Origin of the sequence: Alicyclobacillus contaminans DSM 17975, assembly GCF_000429525.1 — a bacterium.
Lineage (GTDB): Bacteria > Bacillota > Bacilli > Alicyclobacillales > Alicyclobacillaceae > Alicyclobacillus_A > Alicyclobacillus_A contaminans.
In genome coordinates this window covers 1-20,766 of record NZ_AUCA01000028.1, presented here as the reverse complement: position 1 = coordinate 20,766, position 20,766 = coordinate 1, and the positions used below count along the sequence as shown (strand labels likewise).

At 57.2% G+C, this 20,766-nt stretch carries 20 protein-coding genes and 3 tRNA genes; 13 read left to right on the top strand and 10 right to left on the bottom strand.

Annotated features, from left to right (window positions below):
* Positions 1–31 precede the first annotated feature (31 nt).
* Entirely contained in the window at positions 32–1,075 is a 1,044-nt protein-coding gene (locus G463_RS0111190; protein WP_026975238.1) for a BMP family lipoprotein, read from the bottom strand.
* A gap of 195 nt (positions 1,076–1,270) precedes the next feature.
* On the opposite strand from G463_RS0111190, the gene G463_RS0111185 reads away from it, so the two are divergent.
* Both G463_RS0111185 and G463_RS21800 read left to right on the top strand, forming a co-directional pair.
* Positions 1,271–1,465: a hypothetical protein gene (locus G463_RS0111185; RefSeq protein WP_026975237.1), complete on the top strand. Its 195-nt coding sequence runs from the start codon at positions 1,271–1,273 to the stop codon at positions 1,463–1,465.
* Between the two features lies 1 nt (position 1,466).
* A complete protein-coding gene (locus G463_RS21800) occupies positions 1,467–2,027 on the top strand; it encodes a hypothetical protein (RefSeq protein WP_026975236.1) in 561 nt (186 codons plus the stop codon).
* Positions 2,028–2,117: 90 nt separating this feature from the next.
* Here the strand turns inward: G463_RS21800 and G463_RS21795 are convergent, their stop codons facing one another.
* The 3 genes from G463_RS21795 to G463_RS20060 form a co-directional block, all read right to left on the bottom strand.
* A complete protein-coding gene (locus G463_RS21795; RefSeq protein WP_051322219.1) occupies positions 2,118–2,483 on the bottom strand; it encodes a cupredoxin domain-containing protein in 366 nt (121 codons plus the stop codon).
* A gap of 123 nt (positions 2,484–2,606) precedes the next feature.
* The gene (locus G463_RS0111170) at positions 2,607–3,029 is read right to left on the bottom strand and encodes a CoA-binding protein (RefSeq protein WP_026975235.1); all 423 of its coding nucleotides are present in this window, start codon (positions 3,027–3,029) and stop codon (positions 2,607–2,609) included.
* A 113-nt stretch (positions 3,030–3,142) separates the two neighbouring features.
* Positions 3,143–3,358: a hypothetical protein gene (locus G463_RS20060; protein WP_035486981.1), complete on the bottom strand. Its 216-nt coding sequence runs from the start codon at positions 3,356–3,358 to the stop codon at positions 3,143–3,145.
* A gap of 74 nt (positions 3,359–3,432) precedes the next feature.
* On the opposite strand from G463_RS20060, the gene G463_RS22855 reads away from it, so the two are divergent.
* The 7 genes from G463_RS22855 to G463_RS0111135 all read left to right on the top strand — a co-directional run bounded on the left by G463_RS22855 (position 3,433) and on the right by G463_RS0111135 (position 11,556).
* Positions 3,433–3,708 (top strand): hypothetical protein, encoded by a 276-nt coding sequence (locus G463_RS22855; protein ID WP_156900181.1) that lies wholly within the window; start codon positions 3,433–3,435, stop codon positions 3,706–3,708.
* Between the two features lie 55 nt (positions 3,709–3,763).
* Positions 3,764–8,335, top strand: a complete 4,572-nt coding sequence (locus tag G463_RS0111160; protein ID WP_026975234.1) for a glutamate synthase-related protein — start codon at positions 3,764–3,766, stop codon at positions 8,333–8,335.
* 105 nt (positions 8,336–8,440) lie between these two features.
* Positions 8,441–9,664, top strand: a complete 1,224-nt coding sequence (locus G463_RS0111155) for an aspartate kinase (protein WP_245575893.1) — start codon at positions 8,441–8,443, stop codon at positions 9,662–9,664.
* Between the two features lie 236 nt (positions 9,665–9,900).
* Positions 9,901–9,994 (top strand) — tRNA-Ser (locus G463_RS0111150).
* Positions 9,995–10,001: 7 nt separating this feature from the next.
* Positions 10,002–10,078: transfer RNA gene (locus G463_RS0111145), tRNA-Met, on the top strand.
* Between the two features lie 3 nt (positions 10,079–10,081).
* Positions 10,082–10,156: transfer RNA gene (locus tag G463_RS0111140), tRNA-Thr, on the top strand.
* 392 nt (positions 10,157–10,548) lie between these two features.
* Positions 10,549–11,556, top strand: coding sequence for an SDH family Clp fold serine proteinase (locus tag G463_RS0111135; protein WP_026975232.1), 1,008 nt, complete (start codon positions 10,549–10,551; stop codon positions 11,554–11,556).
* Positions 11,557–11,925: 369 nt separating this feature from the next.
* On the opposite strand, the gene G463_RS0111130 is transcribed toward G463_RS0111135, so the two are convergent.
* Positions 11,926–13,107 (bottom strand): tyrosine-type recombinase/integrase, encoded by a 1,182-nt coding sequence (locus G463_RS0111130; protein ID WP_026975231.1) that lies wholly within the window; start codon positions 13,105–13,107, stop codon positions 11,926–11,928.
* Between the two features lie 393 nt (positions 13,108–13,500).
* On the opposite strand from G463_RS0111130, the gene G463_RS0111125 reads away from it, so the two are divergent.
* Positions 13,501–13,725: a DUF5348 domain-containing protein gene (locus G463_RS0111125; RefSeq protein ID WP_026975230.1), complete on the top strand. Its 225-nt coding sequence runs from the start codon at positions 13,501–13,503 to the stop codon at positions 13,723–13,725.
* A 240-nt stretch (positions 13,726–13,965) separates the two neighbouring features.
* On the top strand, positions 13,966–14,406 hold the full coding sequence (locus tag G463_RS0111120) for a JAB domain-containing protein (RefSeq protein ID WP_026975229.1): 441 nt from the start codon (positions 13,966–13,968) through the stop codon (positions 14,404–14,406).
* Positions 14,407–15,003: 597 nt separating this feature from the next.
* On the opposite strand, the gene G463_RS0111115 is transcribed toward G463_RS0111120, so the two are convergent.
* The 4 genes from G463_RS0111115 to G463_RS0111100 all read right to left on the bottom strand — a co-directional run bounded on the left by G463_RS0111115 (position 15,004) and on the right by G463_RS0111100 (position 17,182).
* Positions 15,004–15,237, bottom strand: coding sequence for a hypothetical protein (locus tag G463_RS0111115; protein WP_026975228.1), 234 nt, complete (start codon positions 15,235–15,237; stop codon positions 15,004–15,006).
* A 116-nt stretch (positions 15,238–15,353) separates the two neighbouring features.
* The gene (locus G463_RS0111110) at positions 15,354–15,917 is read right to left on the bottom strand and encodes a GbsR/MarR family transcriptional regulator (RefSeq protein ID WP_026975227.1); all 564 of its coding nucleotides are present in this window, start codon (positions 15,915–15,917) and stop codon (positions 15,354–15,356) included.
* 101 nt (positions 15,918–16,018) lie between these two features.
* Positions 16,019–16,279 carry a hypothetical protein gene (locus tag G463_RS0111105; protein ID WP_035486978.1) on the bottom strand — a complete coding sequence of 87 codons (261 nt, stop codon included), beginning with the start codon at positions 16,277–16,279 and terminating at the stop codon, positions 16,019–16,021.
* 300 nt (positions 16,280–16,579) lie between these two features.
* Positions 16,580–17,182: a hypothetical protein gene (locus G463_RS0111100; RefSeq protein ID WP_026975225.1), complete on the bottom strand. Its 603-nt coding sequence runs from the start codon at positions 17,180–17,182 to the stop codon at positions 16,580–16,582.
* A 199-nt stretch (positions 17,183–17,381) separates the two neighbouring features.
* On the opposite strand from G463_RS0111100, the gene G463_RS20055 reads away from it, so the two are divergent.
* Together G463_RS20055 and G463_RS21790 are read left to right on the top strand one after the other, a co-directional pair.
* The gene (locus G463_RS20055) at positions 17,382–17,930 is read left to right on the top strand and encodes an RNA polymerase sigma factor (RefSeq protein ID WP_169725469.1); all 549 of its coding nucleotides are present in this window, start codon (positions 17,382–17,384) and stop codon (positions 17,928–17,930) included.
* A gap of 1,549 nt (positions 17,931–19,479) precedes the next feature.
* Entirely contained in the window at positions 19,480–20,331 is an 852-nt protein-coding gene (locus G463_RS21790) for a tyrosine-type recombinase/integrase (RefSeq protein ID WP_051322217.1), read from the top strand.
* Positions 20,332–20,431: 100 nt separating this feature from the next.
* Here G463_RS21790 and G463_RS0111080 read toward each other — a convergent pair.
* Positions 20,432–20,766 (bottom strand): IS630 family transposase (locus G463_RS0111080; protein ID WP_026975223.1); only part of this gene is annotated, 335 nt, incomplete at its 5' end.

Genomic DNA, 20,766 nt, shown 5'->3' with positions numbered 1-20,766 from the left:
GGCCCGGGGTCGGGCCGCAGGGTACCTGTCCTTACTGTTGCATATTCGCCGAAACGGTGATGGTACCATCCTTGATTTGTTGGGCGAGTGCATCCACCTGCTGTTTCACATCGCTGGGCACGTTGGCGTTTATGCTTCCCAGCCCGACGCCGTTGTTCTTGAGGTCGAAATACTGGATGCCGGACTTCCATTGGTTGTTGACCGCTTGTTGGATGACGTCGAACGTCGCGGTGTCCACACCTTTGGTGGCGCTCGTCAGGACGGTGTCCTTGGCAAGGTACGCCTGATCCGCATCCACGCCGATGGCGTACACGTGCTTGCTCTTGGCCGCGTTAATGACCCCGATGCCAGTGCCGCCGGCGACCTGGAACAGGATGTCCGCGCCATCGCTGATTTCCTGTTGCGCAATCTGGCTTCCCAGCGCTTGGTCGCTGAAACTGTTGGCAAACGTGACTTCGACCTTAGCCCCAGGGTCCGTCTTCTGAACGCCCTGTTGGAATCCGGCGATGTACGACGTGACGGGAGGAATGTTCTGACCTCCGACCACGCCGAGGATGTTCTGGCTGTTCAGACCGGGCAGCTTGTTTTGTTTTTCCAGCAACCCGGCCATCGCACCGACCAAGTAACCGCACTGCTCAGTCTTGAACATCGCGCTGGTTACGTTGCTGATGCCGGTGATGGGGTCGTCAATGATGAGAAACTTGGTGTTGGGGTACTGCGGCGCTACCTGTTTCACCGCGTCCTCCATCAAGAAGCCGACGGCAATCACCAGGTTGTACCCCTGGGAGGCAAAACGCTGCAAATTGGGTACGTAGCTGTTGGCGTCCTGGGACTGTACGACGCTGCCCGTGACGCCCAGTTGCTTCTCGGCCTGTACCAAACCTTGATCTGCCAAATAGTTGAAGCCGTGGTCGTTCAATCCGCCGGTGTCGGTCACCAGACCAACCTTAAAGTTGGTCTTCGAGGCGGCACCCGTGGTGTTGCCCGCGCTGTTGGTGCCCGTATTGCCACAACCGGCCACCAGAGTGCCCAATGTAATCGCTGCCGCAATCGTTGCGGCAAGGTGTTTCTTCATCCCGATGATCCTCCTTAATGGGCAAAGTTCCACAGCAGGACAGACTTCTGTGGGGGAGGGACAAATTCCTGCTGGTAGTGTGCGCTCGTTGTAAAAAAAGTTGCCCGATTTTCGCGATCCGGACAGGTGCGTCTTCGCAATGGCGGAGAACCCGCCTGCGGGTTCCAGAAAACCGTGATGAATGGAGGGGGGATGATGACCGTCTCCGTGCAGAACGTCGTTTTCTACGCCGCGGATACGTACAAGGCGGCAACCATGCTGGCTTACTACGCGGTGCACGGCCAGTATCCGTCCGGCTACGGCGCATTGCCGGAGTTGTTGACACCGCAACCTGCGATGCCCGCGCCAATGCCAATGTGTCCTGTCCACGTTGACCGGAGGGGGATATGAAGTGAGTCTGACGGGAAATCAAATTCTTCTTTACGCTGCCGATCCGGTGGACTACCGAATTGCCCTCGGCGCAGCTGGGGTGGCCGGAATTCCAGCGCAACGCGTCACCGGAAACTTCGTACAGGCCTGGACCGCGGTGGCGTCTGGGAGCACGTGCGTCATCGCCGTCGGTGCCCCTGCACTCAACGCGCTGTTCTTCAATCCATGTGGTTGGGCGAATCCCGATCAGCGGGCGGGAGGACACACTCCGTTTGTGATGGTGTCCACGCCGCAATCGACATTGCCGGGGGAAGAACGTGTTTCTGAATGCCGCAGGAGCCACCGCCGCCATTGCTGCACCGTCGTCAAGAATGAGCCCAGCATTGCGACGCAGGTGATTCTCTGGAGCAACGAACGGGAGCCGGGCATCTCGACGAAAGTCCAAGCCCCCGCTTGGGATCCGGCCGCTCCGCCCTGCGCCGGTCGCGTGCTGGCGTGGCAATACGGGGAAAACGGCAATGCGTGTCAAGCCGGTATTGATACGGACTTGATAGATCCGTCTCTGCTCCAATACCTGTGGTAATGCCGTTCTCGACATGGATGGGATGGTACCCACTGGGCAGAACAGCCGTGTTACGGGAATGGGCCGACGGGTCGGCCCATTCCGGGAGCGTCAGCTGTGCACCCGAAAGGTTCCGTGATATTCGGGGGCGCTGCCGGCGACCGGATCGGATGTCATAGCGAACGATCCCAATTTATAAGGAGAGAATTCGACCTCCGATGTCTCGCCGGGGCCGAGCGTCCGGGTAAAGATGTAGAAGTCTGGAATGGAAAACTGATGCGGCTGCTGCCCGCGGTTGACAATGTGCAGGTGGATGGGGTGATCTTCGGCCGCGTTCAACACGGAAGGCGTCATGCCGTGGTCGTCCAGCGTCACTTCGACCACGGGGGTGGCTGTCTTGGCGTGTGCCGCCGGCTGTGCGCCAAAAGACAAGGCAAAGGCGACCATGCTGCCGAGTACCATGAGAGAACTGCGCATGCGAAACGCACACCTCCTCCTGGGATTGGGATTAGTGTGCGTGAAAACGGAGGCATTCATTCCATCAAATTTTTTCTCGGTACTCCGCTGAACCGGGGGTGGCGGGGAAGCGCGTTGAGAGCTTCAGGTGCGAACGTATAGACTGTGCGCCACGGCGATACAACAATCCATCACCATCACTTTTCCATGGTGGTGGGCGAGTTTTGCCGCCTCCTCATCGTAGACACCCTGCTGCGCCCAGATCACCGGGGCGCCCAGACGGACCGCGGATGCCACGACCTCCATCAACGCATCGCTGCGACGGAACACGTTGACAATATCCACCTGGACGTTGGGGGGCAAACTCTCCAGATCGGGGTACGCCCGCTCTCCCAGCACTTCGGTGACGTTCGGATTGACAGGGATGATGCGGTAGCCGCGTTGCTGCATCCGTGCAGCCACTCCATAACTCTCGCGGGATGGATTGTCAGAGAGGCCGACAACTGCGATGGTGTGCGCACTCTTGAGCAGGGCGGCCAGTTGTTCAGGGCTCGGATTCTGAAACATGGCACATTCCTCCTGAACCCATCGTACAGAATCTTCAGCACGTTGTGCAACGGCACTGTGGAAACACAGCAGGCGAACCCTAGTGGGTTCGCCTGCTGTTCGATTGCACGGGGTTACGGACTGCTCGGGCTTTCGTAGCCCATCATATTGTATCCACCCATCATGTTGTATCCCGTGCTTGTGCCCCAGTCGGCCACGGCAACGCCGCTTGTGGCGGGCGCCGCAACGCCCACACCGACGCCGTAAGCGGGGACGAAGAGGAAGAACAGCACGAAGATGATGAGGAACACCACCGCCCAGCGCGTGTAACCGCCAAATACACCGTACATTTGCATTCCCTCCTCCTGAAGATGTTCTATACAATGACGGGACAAATGACCGGCGCCACGGACAAATGCGGAGGTTGTGCCGCGCCGATCCATTGGAATGGATTGCACATTTATTATTGAGTGTGTATAATATATCAGAAATAGCGTCTCCTCTTTTCCTTGTGATCTTCACAACTTCTTTCGTTTCCGTTTCCCTTGCCGGCATGTCTGATAACAACCTGGTTCAGGAACGGCAGGCGTCTCTGGCGCCGTTCAATGACTCGACGGCAGCAGATGTCGAAATTTCACAACAATTGATTGATGATTTCTACCTCTATTCCTCAGGAATAATTATTCATGTTCCTGAATAGAGTTTCTATTCAATGTTTTTTACCAAAATACCGGTGCTGGAAAGGAAGTGATCAGGTGGATCTCAATGCGATTACGCGAACCATCTCACGGGAACACGACGCCTGCGGAATTTTTGCGTGCGTGTCGAAGACAGGTGAACCCACGCGCAATACGGTGGATTTGGGCATCCAGGCCCTGGTGGCTTTGAAACATCGCGCGGGTTTTGTTGCGGGAGAAGGGGATGGTTGTGGTCTGATGCTGGACGTGCCGCGCGGCCTGTGGCGCCGGTGGTTGCAGGCGGCGGGAGCCAACCCGCGCGCGGTGATGCATCCGAACTTCTTCGTTGCCCACCTGTTCCTGCAACAGGACCGGTCAGAACAGTTGCTGCAACACGTTCGGTCCATTCTGGATCAGCATGCGGTGGACGTGCTGTGTGTTCGCGAACAGGCCGTCCATCCGGTGGCGCTCGGTCCCCTGGCGCGAGAGGAGAATCCGTACTTCGTGCAACTCGCCGGACTCACCGAGGATCATCACCCGTATCGTCTGTTGGCGTTGACCACCGCTTTGGAAGCGGTGACGGGGATTCACGTGGCCTCACTGGATCGGACCACGGTTGTGTACAAGGTCGTGGGCGACGGCGAGACGCTGTTTCAATACTTTGATGACTTGCGTGAGGCCGATTACCTGTCGTCGTTCGCGCTGGCGCATACGCGTTATTCCACCAATACGAAAACTGCGTTTGCCCGTGTGCAGCCGTTCCGGACGCTCGGGCACAACGGTGAAATCAATACCATCGCCCGCTTCTACGAGGAAGCCGGCATGCTCGGCATTGAATTGGATGCGGGCGGCAGCGACTCGCAAATGGTCGCCGGTGCCGTGGAGCATTTCACGCATCGGTTTGGCTGGAGTTTGTATGAAACGGCGGAGCTGTTCTTCCCGCCCATCATCCATGAGATCAAGCAGATGCCGACAGACCTGGCCGACATGTACATGCATATGCGGGCACTGTGGGGACCATTCGCACAGGGCCCGGCGGGCGTGATTCTGCGCTCGGGCAACGAGGCCGTGTTTTCCGTGGACGCCCTGGGTTTGCGCCCCATGTGGTGGGTGGAGACGGTGGACTATCACATGTTCAGTTCCGAGCAGGGTGTGATTCCCGCCGACGAGTGGGTGCGAGACCCGAAGCCCATCTCTCCGGGTGAAAAAATTGGCATCACCTGGGACGAGTCGGGAAGAACGTTCATCCATTCGTATCACGAACTGCAGCAGTTGGTCTATGATCGCATGCGGCAACGGTACGATTTCCGGGATCAGCGGAAGTCCATACGGTCTCCGGGTCCGTACCCGTTGACGGAGACCGCGCCGTCTTACCACGACAGCAAACCGTGGAAGATCCGCGCCACGGCGTTTGGATGGCAGGAGAATGATGTGAAACTGTTGGACGCGCACCTGCAGACGGCAGCGGAACCCATTAAATCGCTCGGCCACGATGAGCCGTTGGCCGCGCTGACCAATGGCGTGCGTTCCCTCTCCGACTTTATCCAGGAAACCGTGGCGGTGGTCACCAACCCGGCCATCGACCGGGAACGTGAAATCGAGCACTTCAGCACCCGGGTGCTGCTGGGGAAGCGGCCGTCGGTGGAAGACGCGGCGCAGCGGGGCCATCGCATTGAGCTGCCATCTCCGCTGTTGATTGAAGCCCATCTACCGGGGGTGGATGTGGAACGCCAGGACATTCAGGCCGTGGCGCATCGGTTTGGCACCGTGTGTTATGAAGATGCACTGGCGGCGCTGCGGGACGGTCCCTACGGCACCGTGGAAGTACTTATCCACCGCAAGGAGGGCGAGACCATCGCGCAGTGCTTGGAACGCCTCCGCCGCGATGTTGTGCAAGCAGTCCAGGCGGGCGCGAACGTCGTGGTGTTGGACGACCGACTTCAGTTCATTCGCGGTCGTTCCATCGATCCGTTCCTGGCATTGGCCTCCGTCCACAAAGGCTTGCTGCGGCCTGCGTCGAGCCGGGGTGGAGAACACCTGCGCCGCCGGACCAGCTTGATTCTGCGCAGCGGCGGCTTGCGGAATTTGCATGACATCATGGTCGCGCTCGGATTGGGTGCGGATGCCGTCAATCCGTATCTGATGTGGGAAGCGGCCGCCGACAAGGGCGGGGTGCATGGTGTGGAGAACGTGTACACGGCGCTGTGCAAAGGCATTGAGAAGGTGCTCTCCACCCTTGGCATTCACGAATTACGCGGATATGAACGATTGTTCAGCGCCATCGGACTGGCGGAGCCGGTGGCGGAAATCCTGGGGATTCCGAATTTTTGTGCGACGGGCGAAATCGGGTACGGCTTCGCGGAGATGGAAGCGGACGCGGCCGAACGGCAGCGACTGTACGACGTGGCGGAGGAACGTCAACTGGGGCGCGCCCGTTCGTTCCAAATGTATCCGCGCATCTGGCGCTCGGCGGGGCAGGTGGCCGAAGGGACGCTGCCGTACGCCAGCTATGTGGAGAAGCTGCAGGAAATTGAAACGGAGAATCCGGTGAGCCTTCGTCATCTGCTGCGCTTCAAGACGGGCAGCGAGGCGGAGTTGGTGAGCGCGGACGATGTGGCGTCGGTGGATACAACCATTGACGGCCACGCGTATCCCCTGGTCATCAGCTCAATGTCGTTCGGATCGCAAGGCGAGACAGCGTACCGGGCGTATGCTGAGGCTGCGTATCGGATGAACATTGTCGCAATGAACGGCGAAGGCGGAGAAATCAAGGATCTGTTGAACGCCTATCCAAAAAACCGCGGCCGCCAGGTGGCGTCCGGACGGTTTGGGGTCAACGCCGAACTGTGCAACGGAGCCTATGTGCTTGAGATTAAGATTGGCCAAGGCGCCAAGCCGGGAGAGGGGGGGCATTTGCCCGGATCGAAGGTGACGGTGCAGGTGGCCAACGCCCGCAACGCATCGCCGGGTATTGACCTCATCTCGCCGTCCAACAACCATGACATCTACTCCATCGAGGACTTGGCGCAGGTGATTTACGAACTGCGCGCCATCAACCCGCTGGCCAAAATCGCGGTGAAGGTTCCGGTGGTACCGAACATTGGCACCATTGCCGTGGGCATTGTGAAAGCGGGCGCGGACATTGTGGAGTTGAGCGGATTTGATGGAGGGACCGGTGCCGCACGGGCGCACGCCATCCGCCACGTGGGACTGCCCTCGGACCTTGGCGTGAAACTGGTGCATGACGCGCTGTGCGAAGCGGGGTTGCGCGATGTTGCGGAAATTTGGGTCGACGGCGGCATGAAGTCCGGAATCGACGTGATGAAGGCGATTCTGCTGGGCGCGAACCGCGTGGGATTTGGCACGATGGCGATGGTGGCCATCGGCTGCACGTCCTGCCGGGCCTGCCACAAGGACACGTGCCACGTGGGCATTGCGACACAGATGACCGGTGTGGAGGAAGCGCGGGAAAAGGGATTGAAACAGTTCGTCCCGCAGGAATTCGATTTGGCGGTCGAGCGGCTGGTGCGCTGGTTTACCGCCATCGGCGAACACGTGCGGCAATTGACCGCGCAGCTGGGCGCGGCGCGGACGCAGGACCTGGTGGGACGCGCGGATTTGCTGGAGCCGTTCGCGAAATTGAACCAGGTGGATGTTTCCTGGCTGACGACTCGAAAGGATTGGACCGGCCTCGGCACCCGCATTCGCTATCGCCTGTGGGAGACGGACGAAGGAGAACAGTTGGTTGCGTCACCCATGGCGGTGGCGGCGGGCACAGAGCATGCGGCACCGCCGGTGTATTCGCCGGTGGGCAAATCCGATGCCTCGCGGCTCGTTGCCTCGGGAGCCGTGGGAGTTCCGCGGATTCAGGCGGTACCGCGCGTTGTGGGTACGCGGGAGAGCGGAGAGCGGGTTCGGGTCCGCAAGAATGCGGATCGGGCGTTTGAATTGGTTCATGCCTATCCGGTCGGCAACGGGTTCGCCGCGTACCAGGTGACGGGCGTACACCAGGTGGTGTACGGCGGTGCGCAGGACGGCGTCGGAAAAGGCGCATACGGCGGACGCACGGTGGTGCTGAAGCGGCGTACACCGGATGGTCGATGGGTTGGCGGGTCCGTGGGCAAGGGCTTGGCCTACGGTGCACAGCACGGCCTGTTCATTGTCCAGGGCAACGCCGACGCCCGCGCCGGCATTCGACTGTCGGGGGCGGACATCGTGATTGGCGGTGAATTGAACGGCCCCGTGCGCGACGAACTCGGATTCATTGGATCGCGTGCAAACATCGCCGGATTTGCGTTTGAGTACATGACGGCCGGACGGGCAGTGGTGCTCGGCGATCCCGGACCGTGGATCTGTTCCGGCATGACCGGCGGTTCCGTGTATGTGCGGCTGCGACCCGAGTGGGGATTCGACGAGGATGCCCTGCGGCGGCGAATTGCGAAAGGGGCCAAAGTGGTCATCCTGCCGCTGGATGCGGAAGGGGAAGCGGATGTGGTGGGGCTGCTGTCCGCGTACCAGAAGGAGTTGCGAAAGTCCGGCCAGCGGGAAGCTGCCAAGCAACTGGCTCCCCTATTAGAGCGGCCGGCCGAATACTTCGTGATGATTCGTCCCGGCAAAGAGTTGACAGATCAATCCATTGCAACGGAATAAGCGTCGCGCCGCCAATAGGAGAAAGCGGGCCGAGAGGCCCGCTTTACGTACACTGCACGGTGCTTTATCATGATAGAAAACGTCTGGGAGTGGGCAGCAGTGCGGATGGTTCAAAAGTATGGCGGAACCTCGGTCGGGTCTGTCGAACGCATTCAAGCGGTCGCGGATCGGATTGCCGCTGCGCGGCGAGAGGGCCACGAAGTGGCGGTGGTGGTATCCGCCATGGGACATACCACCGATGAATTGGTTGCATTGGCGAAGGAAGTGACGCCTCATCCGGAAGGGCGAGAGATGGATGCGCTGCTGGCCACGGGAGAGCAGGTGTCGGCCGCATTGGTTGCCATGGCGCTCGACATGCGCGGTGTTCGAGCGCAGTCGTTCACCGGTTGGCAGGCGGGGATTGCCACCGAACCCGTGCACGGAGCGGCTCGCATTGAACACATTGATACGGAGGCGTTGGAAGCCGCGCTTCGGGCTGGCATTGTCCCGGTGATCACCGGGTTTCAGGGCATTGCGGCGAATGCCGTGACCACCTTGGGGCGGGGCGGATCGGATACATCAGCGGTCGCGGTCGCGGCTGCGTTGAAGGCGGATGTCTGTGAGATTTATACGGACGTGACGGGCGTGTTCACCACCGACCCGCGCGTGGTGAAGACCGCAAAGAAGCTGGAGCATGTATCGTATGACGAAATGCTGGAATTGGCGAACCTGGGCGCTCAGGTGCTCCATCCGCGGGCGGTTGAAAATGCGAAACAGTTTCAGGTTCCACTGGTGGTGCGGTCAAGTTTTACGGAGGAAGAAGGGACTTGGGTGACGGAGACAGCACAGGGATTTGAACAACGGCACATCGTCACAGGCATCGCGTTTGAGCGCGAGGTATCCCGCATCGCGTTGATTGGTGTGGCGGTGGGAAGGCACGGATTGGCTTCCGTGTTCGGCACGCTGGCAGACAACAACGTCAACGTGGATGTGATTGTCCAAAGCGTGGTGCAGGAAGCCGAGGTGGACGTGTCGTTCACGGTGAAAGACGACGATGTCGACAAAGCGCTGCGCATTGTTCGTGGTTTGCAGGACCACCTGGGTTACACGGATTTGGTATCGGAATCAGGGCTTGCGAAGGTGTCCATTGTGGGCGCGGGTATGATCAGCAATCCCGGGGTGGCCGCGAAGATGTTCCAGGTGCTCGCGGATGGGGACATCCCGGTAAAAATGGTCAGCACATCAGAAATCAAAGTCTCGTGTATTATTCCTGCCGTACAATTGGATGCTGCAGTGCGTCAACTTCACGAGGCGTTTCTTGAACAGGAGGTCCCTGTGGCGGAGTCCTGAGGGCAGGGATGCGCGCGGGGCGGAGATGACGTGTCATCGCCGCCCCGCGGTTCGGCTGGCCGGTACGGCCGGGAGGCTATCCCAAGGCAGCCTAATGGCTGGTTTCACCACGATTGGACGCTGGAGAAAATAGGGTGCGCCTTGTTTCGGTAATTTTGGACGACCGGGCTTGCCCGAAACCGGGGTTCTGTGTTACCATATCGATTGTCGCTGGAGAACATACCCCAGTGTACCGTGGAGAGATGTCCGAGTTGGTCGAAGGAGCACGATTGGAAATCGTGTAGGCGGTTTAAACCCGTCTCGAGGGTTCGAATCCCTCTCTCTCCGCCAAAGTAGTGGCGGCGTAGCTCAGCTGGTCAGAGCACACGGTTCATACCCGTGGTGTCGGTGGTTCGAGTCCACTCGCCGCTACCAATTGCCACCTTGGCTCAGGGGTAGAGCGGCTCACTCGTAATGAGCAGGTCCCCGGTTCGAATCCGGGAGGTGGCTCCAAAAAAACCGCATAACGGCGCGGAAAATGAGCGAGGCTCCGAAGCAGTCGGAGCCTCGCTCGGCGTTTTGGGTGTCAAATGGGTGTCAACATGATTTGAGTTTTCGTCAAGCGCACCGCGCAATTTAGCAGGGAGGGACGGTGTTCGGCTGACGTGAGTGTATCTTTCCGCCGCCAGGCTTCACCGTGATTATGCCGTTGAAATACCCTTCGACAAAGGGTTTTAAAGGCGAGGGTTAAAGGGTGCATCTGAGCAGTTTTAAGCGCTTGAAGGTTGAAACACCGACAGGATAGAGTGTTCACACTATTATTAATAATAAAATCGGAAGGAGGTTTTGCTTTCACGCAGAATAAAAGTTACCAGTTGAGATTTTGGGGGCGAAATGAGACGACAATGTACAGGGATAGAATTGCCTTATACCGAAAGCTTGAACATCTTAGAGAGTCTCGTCTAATTGTCATGGTTACTGGAGATCGACGCGGATTGGAAACCCAAATTTCCCCTGAATTTTTGGACTACATGGTTGATCACCTGGACGTTATCCAAAGAGCTGACAAAATCTCATTATTTCTTTATACACGAGGAGGAAGCATTACAGCCGCTTGGAGTATCATCAGTCTAATCCGCCAGTTCTGCGATGAACTTGAGGTCATCGTGCCATCGCGTGCCCACAGTGCAGGTACATTGATGTGTCTAGGCGCAAACAGGATCATAATGACAAAGCAGGCGACACTAGGGCCTATTGATCCGAGTATTACGAATCATCCCCTGGCTCCTGCTATCCCCGGTCAAGCCGGGATAACATATCCTGTAAGTGTAGAAGATGTTCGAGGATTTATCGAATTAGCCCGTGAGGAAATGAAAATATCCGATGGTTCAGATTTTACGCAAGTGCTGTTGAAGTTATGTGATTCTGTTCATCCTTTGATTCTAGGTAACGTGTTTCGAGCTACCTCCCAAATTAGGATGCTCGCACGCCGAATGCTCAAGTATCAGGTATCGGATAGCGATACTGTCGAACGAATTGTTGCATTTTTGGTCAGTGATTCAGGGAGTCATGATTATACAATAAGCCGAACGGAAGCGAAAAATGATCTTGGGCTAAACATCGAAAAGCCAGATGACGAATTGTACGGTATAATAAAGGCCATCTTCACGGATATTAAGCAGGAACTCCAATTGAACGAACCGTATGATCCACAGCAACTGGCTACCTCAACAGCGCCTAATCCTTATTCATACTCATTCAAGAGGGCATTACTGGAAAGTGTTGAAGGTGGGAGCAACGCTTTTGTGAAGGAGGGGCAGTTAATCGCGATTCCAGTCAGTCAGAATGGAATCACGGTTACAGGAATACAGGATAATACAACGTATGAGGGGTGGCGACATGAACAATTATAAGTTGTTCCCAACTGAGGCACATTTTGTTTATGTGAAAAGAACACGTACTTCAGCTCCGTCGTGTATGGGGCAAACCACTAGTGTACCTGGATGCTTGGCTAACATAATGAAGAATACCGTCACAGTGGACCCGAAAGAGCAGAGAGTTCGTGGTTTGACGGGGGTATCAAAGGATTTTTAATTCAGTGGTGTAAGTGTAGGCTGTGTTTCTTTCGTGGCCGGATTATCCTATAGGCCTGCGTTCTTTGAAAGTTGGGAGATAACCCTATATCTAATCGAGTGAGACAGCGAGGCTCCGAAGGTTTTGGAGCCTCGTTTGACACCCTTGGGATTAAATAAGTCTTTTTGAGAGGGGAATCGTCGAGTCAATCACCGCACCCGCTTCTTGTACGACGACTTGCTGAACAGGAAATCGTTCAGTTTCAGAGCAGCTTCTTCTTTCATCTCGGCGAACACGTGGCTATACACCTTCAGCGTCAGGCTGATGTCTGCGTGTCCAAGGTTCGAGGAGACGACCTTCACAGGGACGCCCGCCATGAGGGCTAACGTCGCATAGGAGTGACGCAGATCGTACAGACGGATGTTCTCGTCGAGTCCGGCGGCCCTCAGAACCGGTTTGAAGTGGCGCTGAATGATGTTGCGCTCTTGCAGGGGCTCGCCGTTTTCAGCCGCAAACACCAGGCCATGGTTGTGGTAGTTGCCCCCCGAGGCGAGGATGATGGCATTTTGTTCTCGCTTCCACTCGTGCAATGCCTCCACGGTTTCCTTCGGCATGACGACCGACCGGATTCCGCTCTTGGTTTTCGGGCTTTCGAACTTCCACCCTCCGCTTCTGGGGCGCGTCAACACCCGCCGGATGTAGATGGTTCCGTTGGCCAGGTCCACCTCATCCCAGAGCAGTCCGTAGGCTTCGCTCGGGCGGACACCGGTGGTCAACAGGAACATGAACAGGGTTCCATAGCGGTCGCTGGCACACGCTTCAAGAAACCGTTCCGCTTCTTCCGGTTTGAGGGCCTTCATTTCTGTCGTCTCGGCCTTCGGGAGGTCGACGAGCTCCGCCGGGTTCTGCCGAATGAGTTGCCATTTCACCGCTTGGCGCAAAGCGTTGTGGAAGACCGCATGCGCGCGCCGGATTGTGCTTCCGCTGAGTCCCCTCGTTTGTTGCAGTTCTGCATACGTCTCCTGAATGTCCAGAGGGCGCAATTTGGTCAGGCGGATGGGCCCCAACGAAGGGATAATGTAACGCTTCAGCATATCCGAATCGTTGTTGAAGGTTCGTTCCTTCACGGCCGCCTTGTGCGTTTCCAACCAACGCATGAGATACGTCGCCACGGTATCCTTGCTCTCTTGGACGAGGGTTCCCTTGTCCCGTTCCGCGAGCAATTCACGCAAGACCTTTCTAGCCTCACGCTCTGAGCCGTGTACGGTTCGATACACGTAGCGTTTTTTGCCGTTCGCATCTCTGCCGAGAAACACGCGAACCTGCCATGCAGGTGTCCGTCCATCCCGTGCCGTACCCCGCGGGATGATTTGCCCTTCACCTCGGGCCACGGCCACATCCTCCTTTCGAGATCTCTGCCCAGGAATATAACACAGTTTGACACTCAAACGACTCCCATGAACAAAAAATGCGCGATTTATCAAGGAAAATCAAGTGACCTGACCATTCATAATGAGCAGGTCAATCGAAACGTGGTTATCAGGCCGACGCGAAAATGACGTTTCTATCCTGTGGTGCCATCCATCAGGGGCTCGGACAATGGAACCATGAGGTGAACAACGCTCACCGACTGGCATGCCTATCGCGTTCGTCGTTCTGGAACGATGAACGGAGTCGTCGTGCCGTACACCAGAGGACTTCCGGTGCCGTGACGCGGGCGGAAGTGCGGTGTACCCGCGTCGCGCAACGCGCGACAGCACACTAGAGGGGAGGGCGAGAGGCTGGTGAAGCGTGGCGTTTTGCGATTTAACGAGGCCATTGAACGGTGGCAGTTTCATTCCGATGCAGGGGAGTACGAACGAGACCTGCACTGTGGCGACGGGGTGGACATCATGGTCGGTGCCCAATACGTGCATGGGCGGATCGAGATGGGGGACGACTGGTACATCATCTTTCCGAATGCGAGGTTCCGCTTGATGCGCCGGAGTTTCTACATCGCAAGGATGTAGTGCGGACGCGAACCCGGCACGGTGGGCGAGACAGTGTTTGTTGCAACACATGTTGGTGATTGAGTTGGGCCTGTGCGATTCCTGCATTTTATAAATCCAACATCGACGGTCCGTGTTGGAGGTACGGCTTCGGCCGGTTTTGTGCCGATCCGGCTGTACCCCGTGCCTCCTGGGACCGGTCGCCTGCCTTGGGCGGGAGCCTGCCCATGGAGGCACACGGCCGGTCCGGGAGGTTTCAACATGGGGTACAGAATACCCAAGGTGAGGATCGCGTTGGTGCGCGAGGGGAGTATGGCGTCAGAAGTTAAGCAAATTCGAAGCGCGGAAGATGCGTACGATATCTTGCGTGAGAGTCTAGATGGGATTGACCGGGAACATGTGGTCGTACTCTTATTGAATACAAAGCACGTCGTGACCGGAATCAACACGGTCAGCATCGGCAGTTTGGACTCAAGCATCGTCCATCCGCGCGAGATCATCAAGCCGGCCATACTCGGGAATTCCAGTGCCATTTTGCTCGCGCACAACCATCCGTCGGGCGATCCAGAACCAAGTCCTGAGGACATCGCGGTGACCCGCCGGGTTCACGAGGCATGCAAGATTATGGGGATAGACCTGTTGGATCACCTGGTGATTGGCGACGGGCGGTTCGTAAGCATCCGCGCACGCGGGTATATCTGACTTGGCGGGGCCGTGAGTGGCCCCGTCGATCATTTCTGCGAACGTTTTCGACAACCGTGAAGCAGTCTTTTATCAACGAGATCGCCGGTAGGGATCGCAAAACACTGGGAAAGCAAAATTGGTTATCGACTTGGCCCAATCTTCTGGACTGGTCATGATAGGCGTGGTATGATGAAGGTGCCGGGGCGGGGTGCGCAACCGTTGTCCGGCACGTTACTGCGGTGACGAGAAGAAACAGGTGTGTTTTCACTGCCATGATCTCATACATGGCAGCACGGCCCCTCACGGGGGGGCTGTGAGTGTGCGACGGCTTGTCCGGGAGGCCGTCATGTAAGTAGCCCCAAGCGGGCGAGTGGAGAACAAAACACGTGTGGAGTGATTGAGTGTCTGCCGGGTTTGCCGGTGGTGTTTGTTCGACACTTCAGTGTGTGGAAAATGGAATGTGAGCGTAAACCCACTGGATGTTGTGAAGACAAGGACGTGATGAACGGAGGGCGTGCTGGTGCACGTGCCTCCGTCAAATTTTTTGTGTGACGTATTTAGAACGTTTTCGCGTGAAACTGGCCTGAAGTGTCGATTGTGGCTCTTGTGTTCCAGTCAGTGGGCCACATTCACGACTTCGATAAGTCTCACGACATCGTAGGCACAAAGGCACAGGGTTCCCGCAAGTGCTGTCATGGGCACGGCCTGTCTTCGAGTAAACCGGTAACCGATGGTTGCCCCGCAGGCGAGAAGAAAGACCGCCAACAGAGGCCATGAAGGAATGGCAAAGGCCGCAAGCATCGTGAGAATGAGGACAGCGCCTGTCGACAGCCAAAGGATAGCCAACATGACGACTCACTCCCGTCATCGAAAAACAGATTCGTGAGCCACCGTGAGCAAACAACATCGAAATGTGAAAGTGGTGAGTTCGACCACTTCTGTTTCTCACATCACATCAGCCATGACTAAGGTGTATGTACGTCGTATTTGGTCTCCGCTTCACGGCGAGACGACATTCGAGCGGCCAACCGGATAAGCCAGGACATGCGCTTCGGATGCACGGACAACAACAAGGCCACCACCTGGTCCAGTTCGTTGTAGAAGTCCTGCAAAGCCTTGATGCGTTTCAGCATGAAGTCCCGCTCCGGTGCCGGATGGGCCGACTCGGCGATTTGGATACTCTCGTCCAACATGCGGAATGACTCGTCAAACTCCGGCTTTTGGCGACGGGCCAGAACGCGCTGGGCGATGAGCCAGAAATCCGGTTCCGCTTCGAAGTAGACGCGCCGGTCCCCGGGGCGTTGCAGACGCCGGACCATCCCGAGCTGCTCAAGTGTTCGGATGGCGACGCTCACGTTTCCCTTCGTGACCCCGAGGGCATCGGCCAATTCGGTCAGACTCAGTGGGTGTTCGGAAAGATACAGCGTGGCGTAGATCTCACCGGTGATCTTACCGACACCCCAAAAGGCGCTTTGCCGTCCCAAGGCTTCCATGAGTCGTTGCCGGGCCATGTTGAGGGTATCGTCCATCTGTGTGGCTCCTTATACAACGTTTAATTTATTCTAAACGAAATGAATTAGAACGGCAACAAAAGGGTTCACCCATCACGATGGAGAGGAGGACATTGGCGTCAATGACGACCTTTTCGATGGGCTTCAAGGTCGGCCATGACCTCCTCTTCTGAAATACCCTTATCCGCCATCTCCTTTTGCAGTTCTTTGGTCAGATGGTCGTACAAAATTCGTTTCAAATCATCTGAGGGAAGCAATGCTTCGTCCCATGGAAGATACACACCCGCCGGTTTTGAACCCCGCATGACGAGAAGCGGTTCCTTCGACCGGAAGTAATCTGTGGAATGATCACGGAATTCGCGGATGCTGACCATTTTCATAGTGACCACCTCCGTGACCACATTCTATGCCGTTTGGAGCCGATGTTAAACCGGCTTTTCTTCCAAGGAATTTTCCAACGGACCCAAATTCAGTTCAAGCGGGACCGGCTCAAATATATCGCCAAAGTGTGACGAGCGTTTCTACATGCATTGAAGAATCTTTCTGCAAAGCGGGTACAAGGATTCAACCGCGTTTGATGAGTTTTTCCAAGGGCCCGCCACGCACCGGCCTTGCGACGTGCCGGTGTGTGCAGTTGTCTTAGGATGTTACCCCGCTCGTCGTTGAAAAGGGATACAACGTCATAGCATCCCATGGCCAGCTTGTGGGATGTCGTTTCTCCATCCGCCGGACAACCAGTTGTACACCTCAGGACTTACAACACGTAGGGCTTTTCCTGGGTCATCCGGGTCCATGATCACCACCGTGTTGCGCGACGTTTGGTCGAGTACGACGTCGACATTCTTCCCGCTTGTCCGTTGCAATTCAAGACCCGGGGGTCCGGCGTACGTTCGTCCCGCGTCCTGTATATTCTGCACGCCTTCGTTGTGGTTCAGGTCGTTCAGGAGTTTCTCAACCACGTTGTCGGGAACCAGGTACGTGTGCAGTACCGTGACGACAATTCCTGAGGTTGGTGCGGGTGGAATGAAAAGCGCGCGCTGAACCTCATGGATGGTGGGCAACCCTTCGATGGATGACGAATCCGGTTTCGACTTGGCTTGAGAAGGTTGTGCATCCCGAACCATCGTGCTCTTTGCGAACACCATGGCTCCTGCGGTGGGTTTGGGTATACTTTCACGGATTGCGATGGCGTCTTTCAGGTGGAACTCGCCGATCAACACCTTTCCAGCCCCGATACTCAATCCCAGTGCAACGAATAAAGCCGTAAGAACCGCTCTTGACATCGTGGCGACACCTCTTCCATCGGTTCATTCGTCAACATAGTCGTCAACGGTGACCGGATGGTTACACGACGACTGACTAGGTTTCGTAGTGTGGATGGGCCAATGGCGCATGACCAACCTCAAGGAATCCATTTTCATGTGCCGGTGTAACACGTGGTCGGCCGGATACGACGATCTATGTGCAAAGTGAGGGATGCCGTTGGCCGACATTCAGCATGAGGCGAAGCGTGCCATTCAGGAACTGTTGGAGCAATACGGAAACGAGATTTACCAATACGTGCTGTACACACTCGGCGACCGGGGCTTGGCGGAGGATGCGGTGCAGGAGATCTTTTTGCGCGCTTTGCAAGCGTGGCCCCAGTTCGAACACCGGAGCAGTCCTCGGACCTGGCTGTGGGCCATCGCCAGGCATTACGCGCGGGATATGATCCGCAAGAAAAGACGCGCGGGGAACCAAGCAGAGGTCCTGCTCGATCACGTGGCGGATCAACCGTGCGACGACCGTTCGTTGGACCGAATCGAGCTGGAAAGCATTTTGCAGAATCTTCCAGTTTCGTACAGGGAGGTCGTCATCTTACGTGTGATTCAGGACCGTCCGGTGCGGGAAGTCGCGGAACTTCTCGGCTGGTCGGAGGTCAGGGTTCGTGTGACCCTGCACCGGGCCATCAAAAAACTTCGGAAGGACTTCGTGGAGGCAGATGAACGACGTCCCAACCCGCGGGAAGGAAGGGAATCCGGATGGACGTAAAGCACATACAGGAAAGGTTAAGACCTTTGCGAGAAGTACAGATGCCCGCTCACGTTCGCGATCGCGTGCGTGATGCCATCGTGCGGGCGGAGGTTTCGTCACGTCCGGCAATTCGCGCGGGGACGAGAAAACCGGTGTGGATGGGCGGGAGCATCGGTGCGGTGGCGGTGTTGATGATTGCGACGGGTGTGTACCTGTGGAACAGTGCGACTGGGCACCTACCAGGTCCGTCCGGCAAGCAGACGGACAACATGATGCATGCTGAATCACCGGCGCAAGGTTTGGGGAGCTCGAACCGGACTGGCCAGAAGGGGGCCGGTGCATCTTCGCAACCACCTTTGCCTGTAGGGACCCCTGCGAATGCGGATGCAACCAGTTTGTCGGGAAACCCCTCGCCTGGTTCAGCGGGAAACCTGCCGGCGAACGACATGGGAACGGGCAACATCATGATTCCCCATGCCGTGGCGTGGGGGAACAGAACGTATGTTCTCACATCCGAGAACGTATCCCATGTAGGAGCGGAAATCGGGCGGTACGAGCATTTTGCGCTGTATGCGATACCGGGTGTGCCGGAGACGAGCGCGATCGCGGTTCACATCAATCGCAATATGTACCTCAAGGCCACAGCAGAGTCGCACCGAGGGGATACCCCTTAACGGCACGCAGAGTGGAATGCAAAGAATGTGAAGTCTGTTCGGTGGCCGGGCACTATGTATAAGCGCATGATGGGATTGTGGACATCCAACCAGATCCCATCGTGTGCTTTTTGCATGGCTTCTTTTCGGGGAAGCCATGGGGAAGCGTCGGCGCCCCAGTTCACTTGGCCGAGAAACGGACTATCACGACTCGGTCTGAAGGGGGCGCAGGTCCGCCGGAAGGTCACGATTCCGGTGGTCCGACCACGCGCAGACACGCCGGCAGGCACTCTGGCCAATGGGTGCATGGCGTGTCCGGCGTGGTGCACCATTCACATCTCCGGTCGTGGAGGCCAATCGTACACGGCCGGAATGGGGTGCACTTGAGCCGTACGGCATGGCGTACGGCACACATTTGAAGGGAGGTGAAGAGAAGAGCAGGCGGTTCGGCGACAGGTGTCGCCGGTGATGGGCGCCAGGGCATAGCCCGGCGCACGACGCCCACCGCTTGCCGGAGGCAAGCACCCGTCAGGGTACGTGGGCGGCCACGGTTTATCACGACGGCATTGGCAAATGGCGTCGTGATAAACACCCGCGAAGCGGGAATGTGGCATGCATGCTAACCACAGGCACGAGAGATGGCGAAGGCTGGGGCGTCCGCCTCTGTCTCTGCGCCGGAGGCGGGCAGAGACAGAGGCGGACGGGAGCCGAAAAGTGGCGTGAAATCAAGCGGTTGGCGAACGGATCGGACGGAAATTCGGCGGAAACCACCTACCGGAGACGGGGGCTTGGCACGTTCGAAAGGCACGAAAGCTATCGTCACCATCGTCATCGACCGTCACGGCACAAGGCGGGGAATTCGCGGGTGGTGACGATAGTGACGATGGTAACGGTCGTTTTGGAGGAACCTCATCATGGGGAGCACGGAGAGGACACTGATGGACCAGGTGCGGGCGGTGTTTCGTCACACGCGCCAGGGGAGCATTCGCACGCGCGAGCGGTACCGGGAAGCCGGGCAACGGTTGGCGAAGTTTCTTGGTGCACAGTTTCAACTGAAAAATCTGCGAAATTTGCAGGACAAGCACGTGGAGGCATACGTGCGGTACATGCAGGCGAACGGGCGAACACCGGCGCACATCAAAACCGAGCTTTCGGCGATCCGCTGGATTGCCGATCAGGTCGGCTTGAAGCGCCCTCTGGAGGACGCACGGACATTCAACCTCCGAATGAACATCGGTCGCCGGAATTTCCGCGGGCGTGACCGGACGTGGAAAGCAGAGGAGTTGCGGATCATCGACGATGCCCCGGATCGCATTCGGAGCGTGCTCATTCTGGCACGGGACCTGGGGTTGAGAATTCATGAGGCACACCGGATCGACGTCGCGCACGCGCGCCAGGCTCTGGTGACGAACGTGCTGGAGGTCAAGGGCAAGGGAGGATTGATTCGGCATGTCCCGCTTCGGGGAGAAGCGCACGATGTGCTGGCCCGGGCTGTCCGGCACGCACGACCCGGCGAAAAGCTGTTCGTTGTCCCCGGCGTGAAAACCCATGAAGCGATCCGTGAGGTGCAGGATTACATACGTCATCACCGCCCGCCTGGGAGCACGGTCACGGCACACGGCCTGCGTCATGGATATGCGCGGGACCGATATTTGGAGTTTCGCGAGGCCGGGTTGTCGGACAAGGAGGCCAAGGCGCGCGTGAGTGAACTGTTGGGTCACCACCGAGCAGAGGTGACGGACATCTATTTGGGGTCGTTGCGTTGATTTGCCACAATGGTGCGCCATTGTGTACACAGTCGCCGGGCGATGACCGTCGCAACGTGTACGTGATGTATGGGAACCTAGTGTCTTGAGTCGTTTATAACTATTTATTTTTGGGGTTTGCTTTTTCCAGTATTTCTTCTGCCCTTTTCACCCATTTGAATGGCTTAGCGTTTTCATTCCAAGCATCGAGAAATGTGTGAATTGCGGCCGTGAGTGCCTTTACACTTCGAAACATGCCTCGTTCCAAGGCCTGGCGATGTAAAATGCCGAACCAGGTCTCAATCTGATTCATCCACGATGCGCTCGTTGGGGTAAAGTGCAGATGAAACCGTGGGCGTTTGGTGAGCCACTTGCGAACTGCCTGGTGTTTATGAGTGCTGTAATTGTCGAGCACCAGGTGAATTTCGCCCTCTGGATAATGGCGGTCTATGACCC

Excerpts from the sequence above, each read along its gene's own strand:
- G463_RS0111190 (WP_026975238.1), bottom strand. The coding sequence starts at position 1,075 with ATGAAGAAACACCTTGCCGCAACGATTGCGGCAGCGATTACATTGGGC.
- G463_RS0111185 (WP_026975237.1), top strand. The coding sequence starts at position 1,271 with ATGACCGTCTCCGTGCAGAACGTCGTTTTCTACGCCGCGGATACGTAC.
- G463_RS21795 (WP_051322219.1), bottom strand. The coding sequence starts at position 2,483 with ATGCGCAGTTCTCTCATGGTACTCGGCAGCATGGTCGCCTTTGCCTTG.
- G463_RS0111170 (WP_026975235.1), bottom strand. The coding sequence starts at position 3,029 with ATGTTTCAGAATCCGAGCCCTGAACAACTGGCCGCCCTGCTCAAGAGT.
- G463_RS20060 (WP_035486981.1), bottom strand. The coding sequence starts at position 3,358 with ATGTACGGTGTATTTGGCGGTTACACGCGCTGGGCGGTGGTGTTCCTC.
- G463_RS0111155 (WP_245575893.1), top strand. The coding sequence starts at position 8,441 with ATGGTTCAAAAGTATGGCGGAACCTCGGTCGGGTCTGTCGAACGCATT.
- G463_RS0111135 (WP_026975232.1), top strand. The coding sequence starts at position 10,549 with ATGTACAGGGATAGAATTGCCTTATACCGAAAGCTTGAACATCTTAGA.
- G463_RS0111120 (WP_026975229.1), top strand. The coding sequence starts at position 13,966 with ATGGGGTACAGAATACCCAAGGTGAGGATCGCGTTGGTGCGCGAGGGG.
- G463_RS0111115 (WP_026975228.1), bottom strand. The coding sequence starts at position 15,237 with ATGTTGGCTATCCTTTGGCTGTCGACAGGCGCTGTCCTCATTCTCACG.
- G463_RS0111110 (WP_026975227.1), bottom strand. The coding sequence starts at position 15,917 with ATGGACGATACCCTCAACATGGCCCGGCAACGACTCATGGAAGCCTTG.
- G463_RS0111105 (WP_035486978.1), bottom strand. The coding sequence starts at position 16,279 with ATGAAAATGGTCAGCATCCGCGAATTCCGTGATCATTCCACAGATTAC.
- G463_RS0111100 (WP_026975225.1), bottom strand. The coding sequence starts at position 17,182 with ATGTCAAGAGCGGTTCTTACGGCTTTATTCGTTGCACTGGGATTGAGT.
- G463_RS21790 (WP_051322217.1), top strand. The coding sequence starts at position 19,480 with ATGGGGAGCACGGAGAGGACACTGATGGACCAGGTGCGGGCGGTGTTT.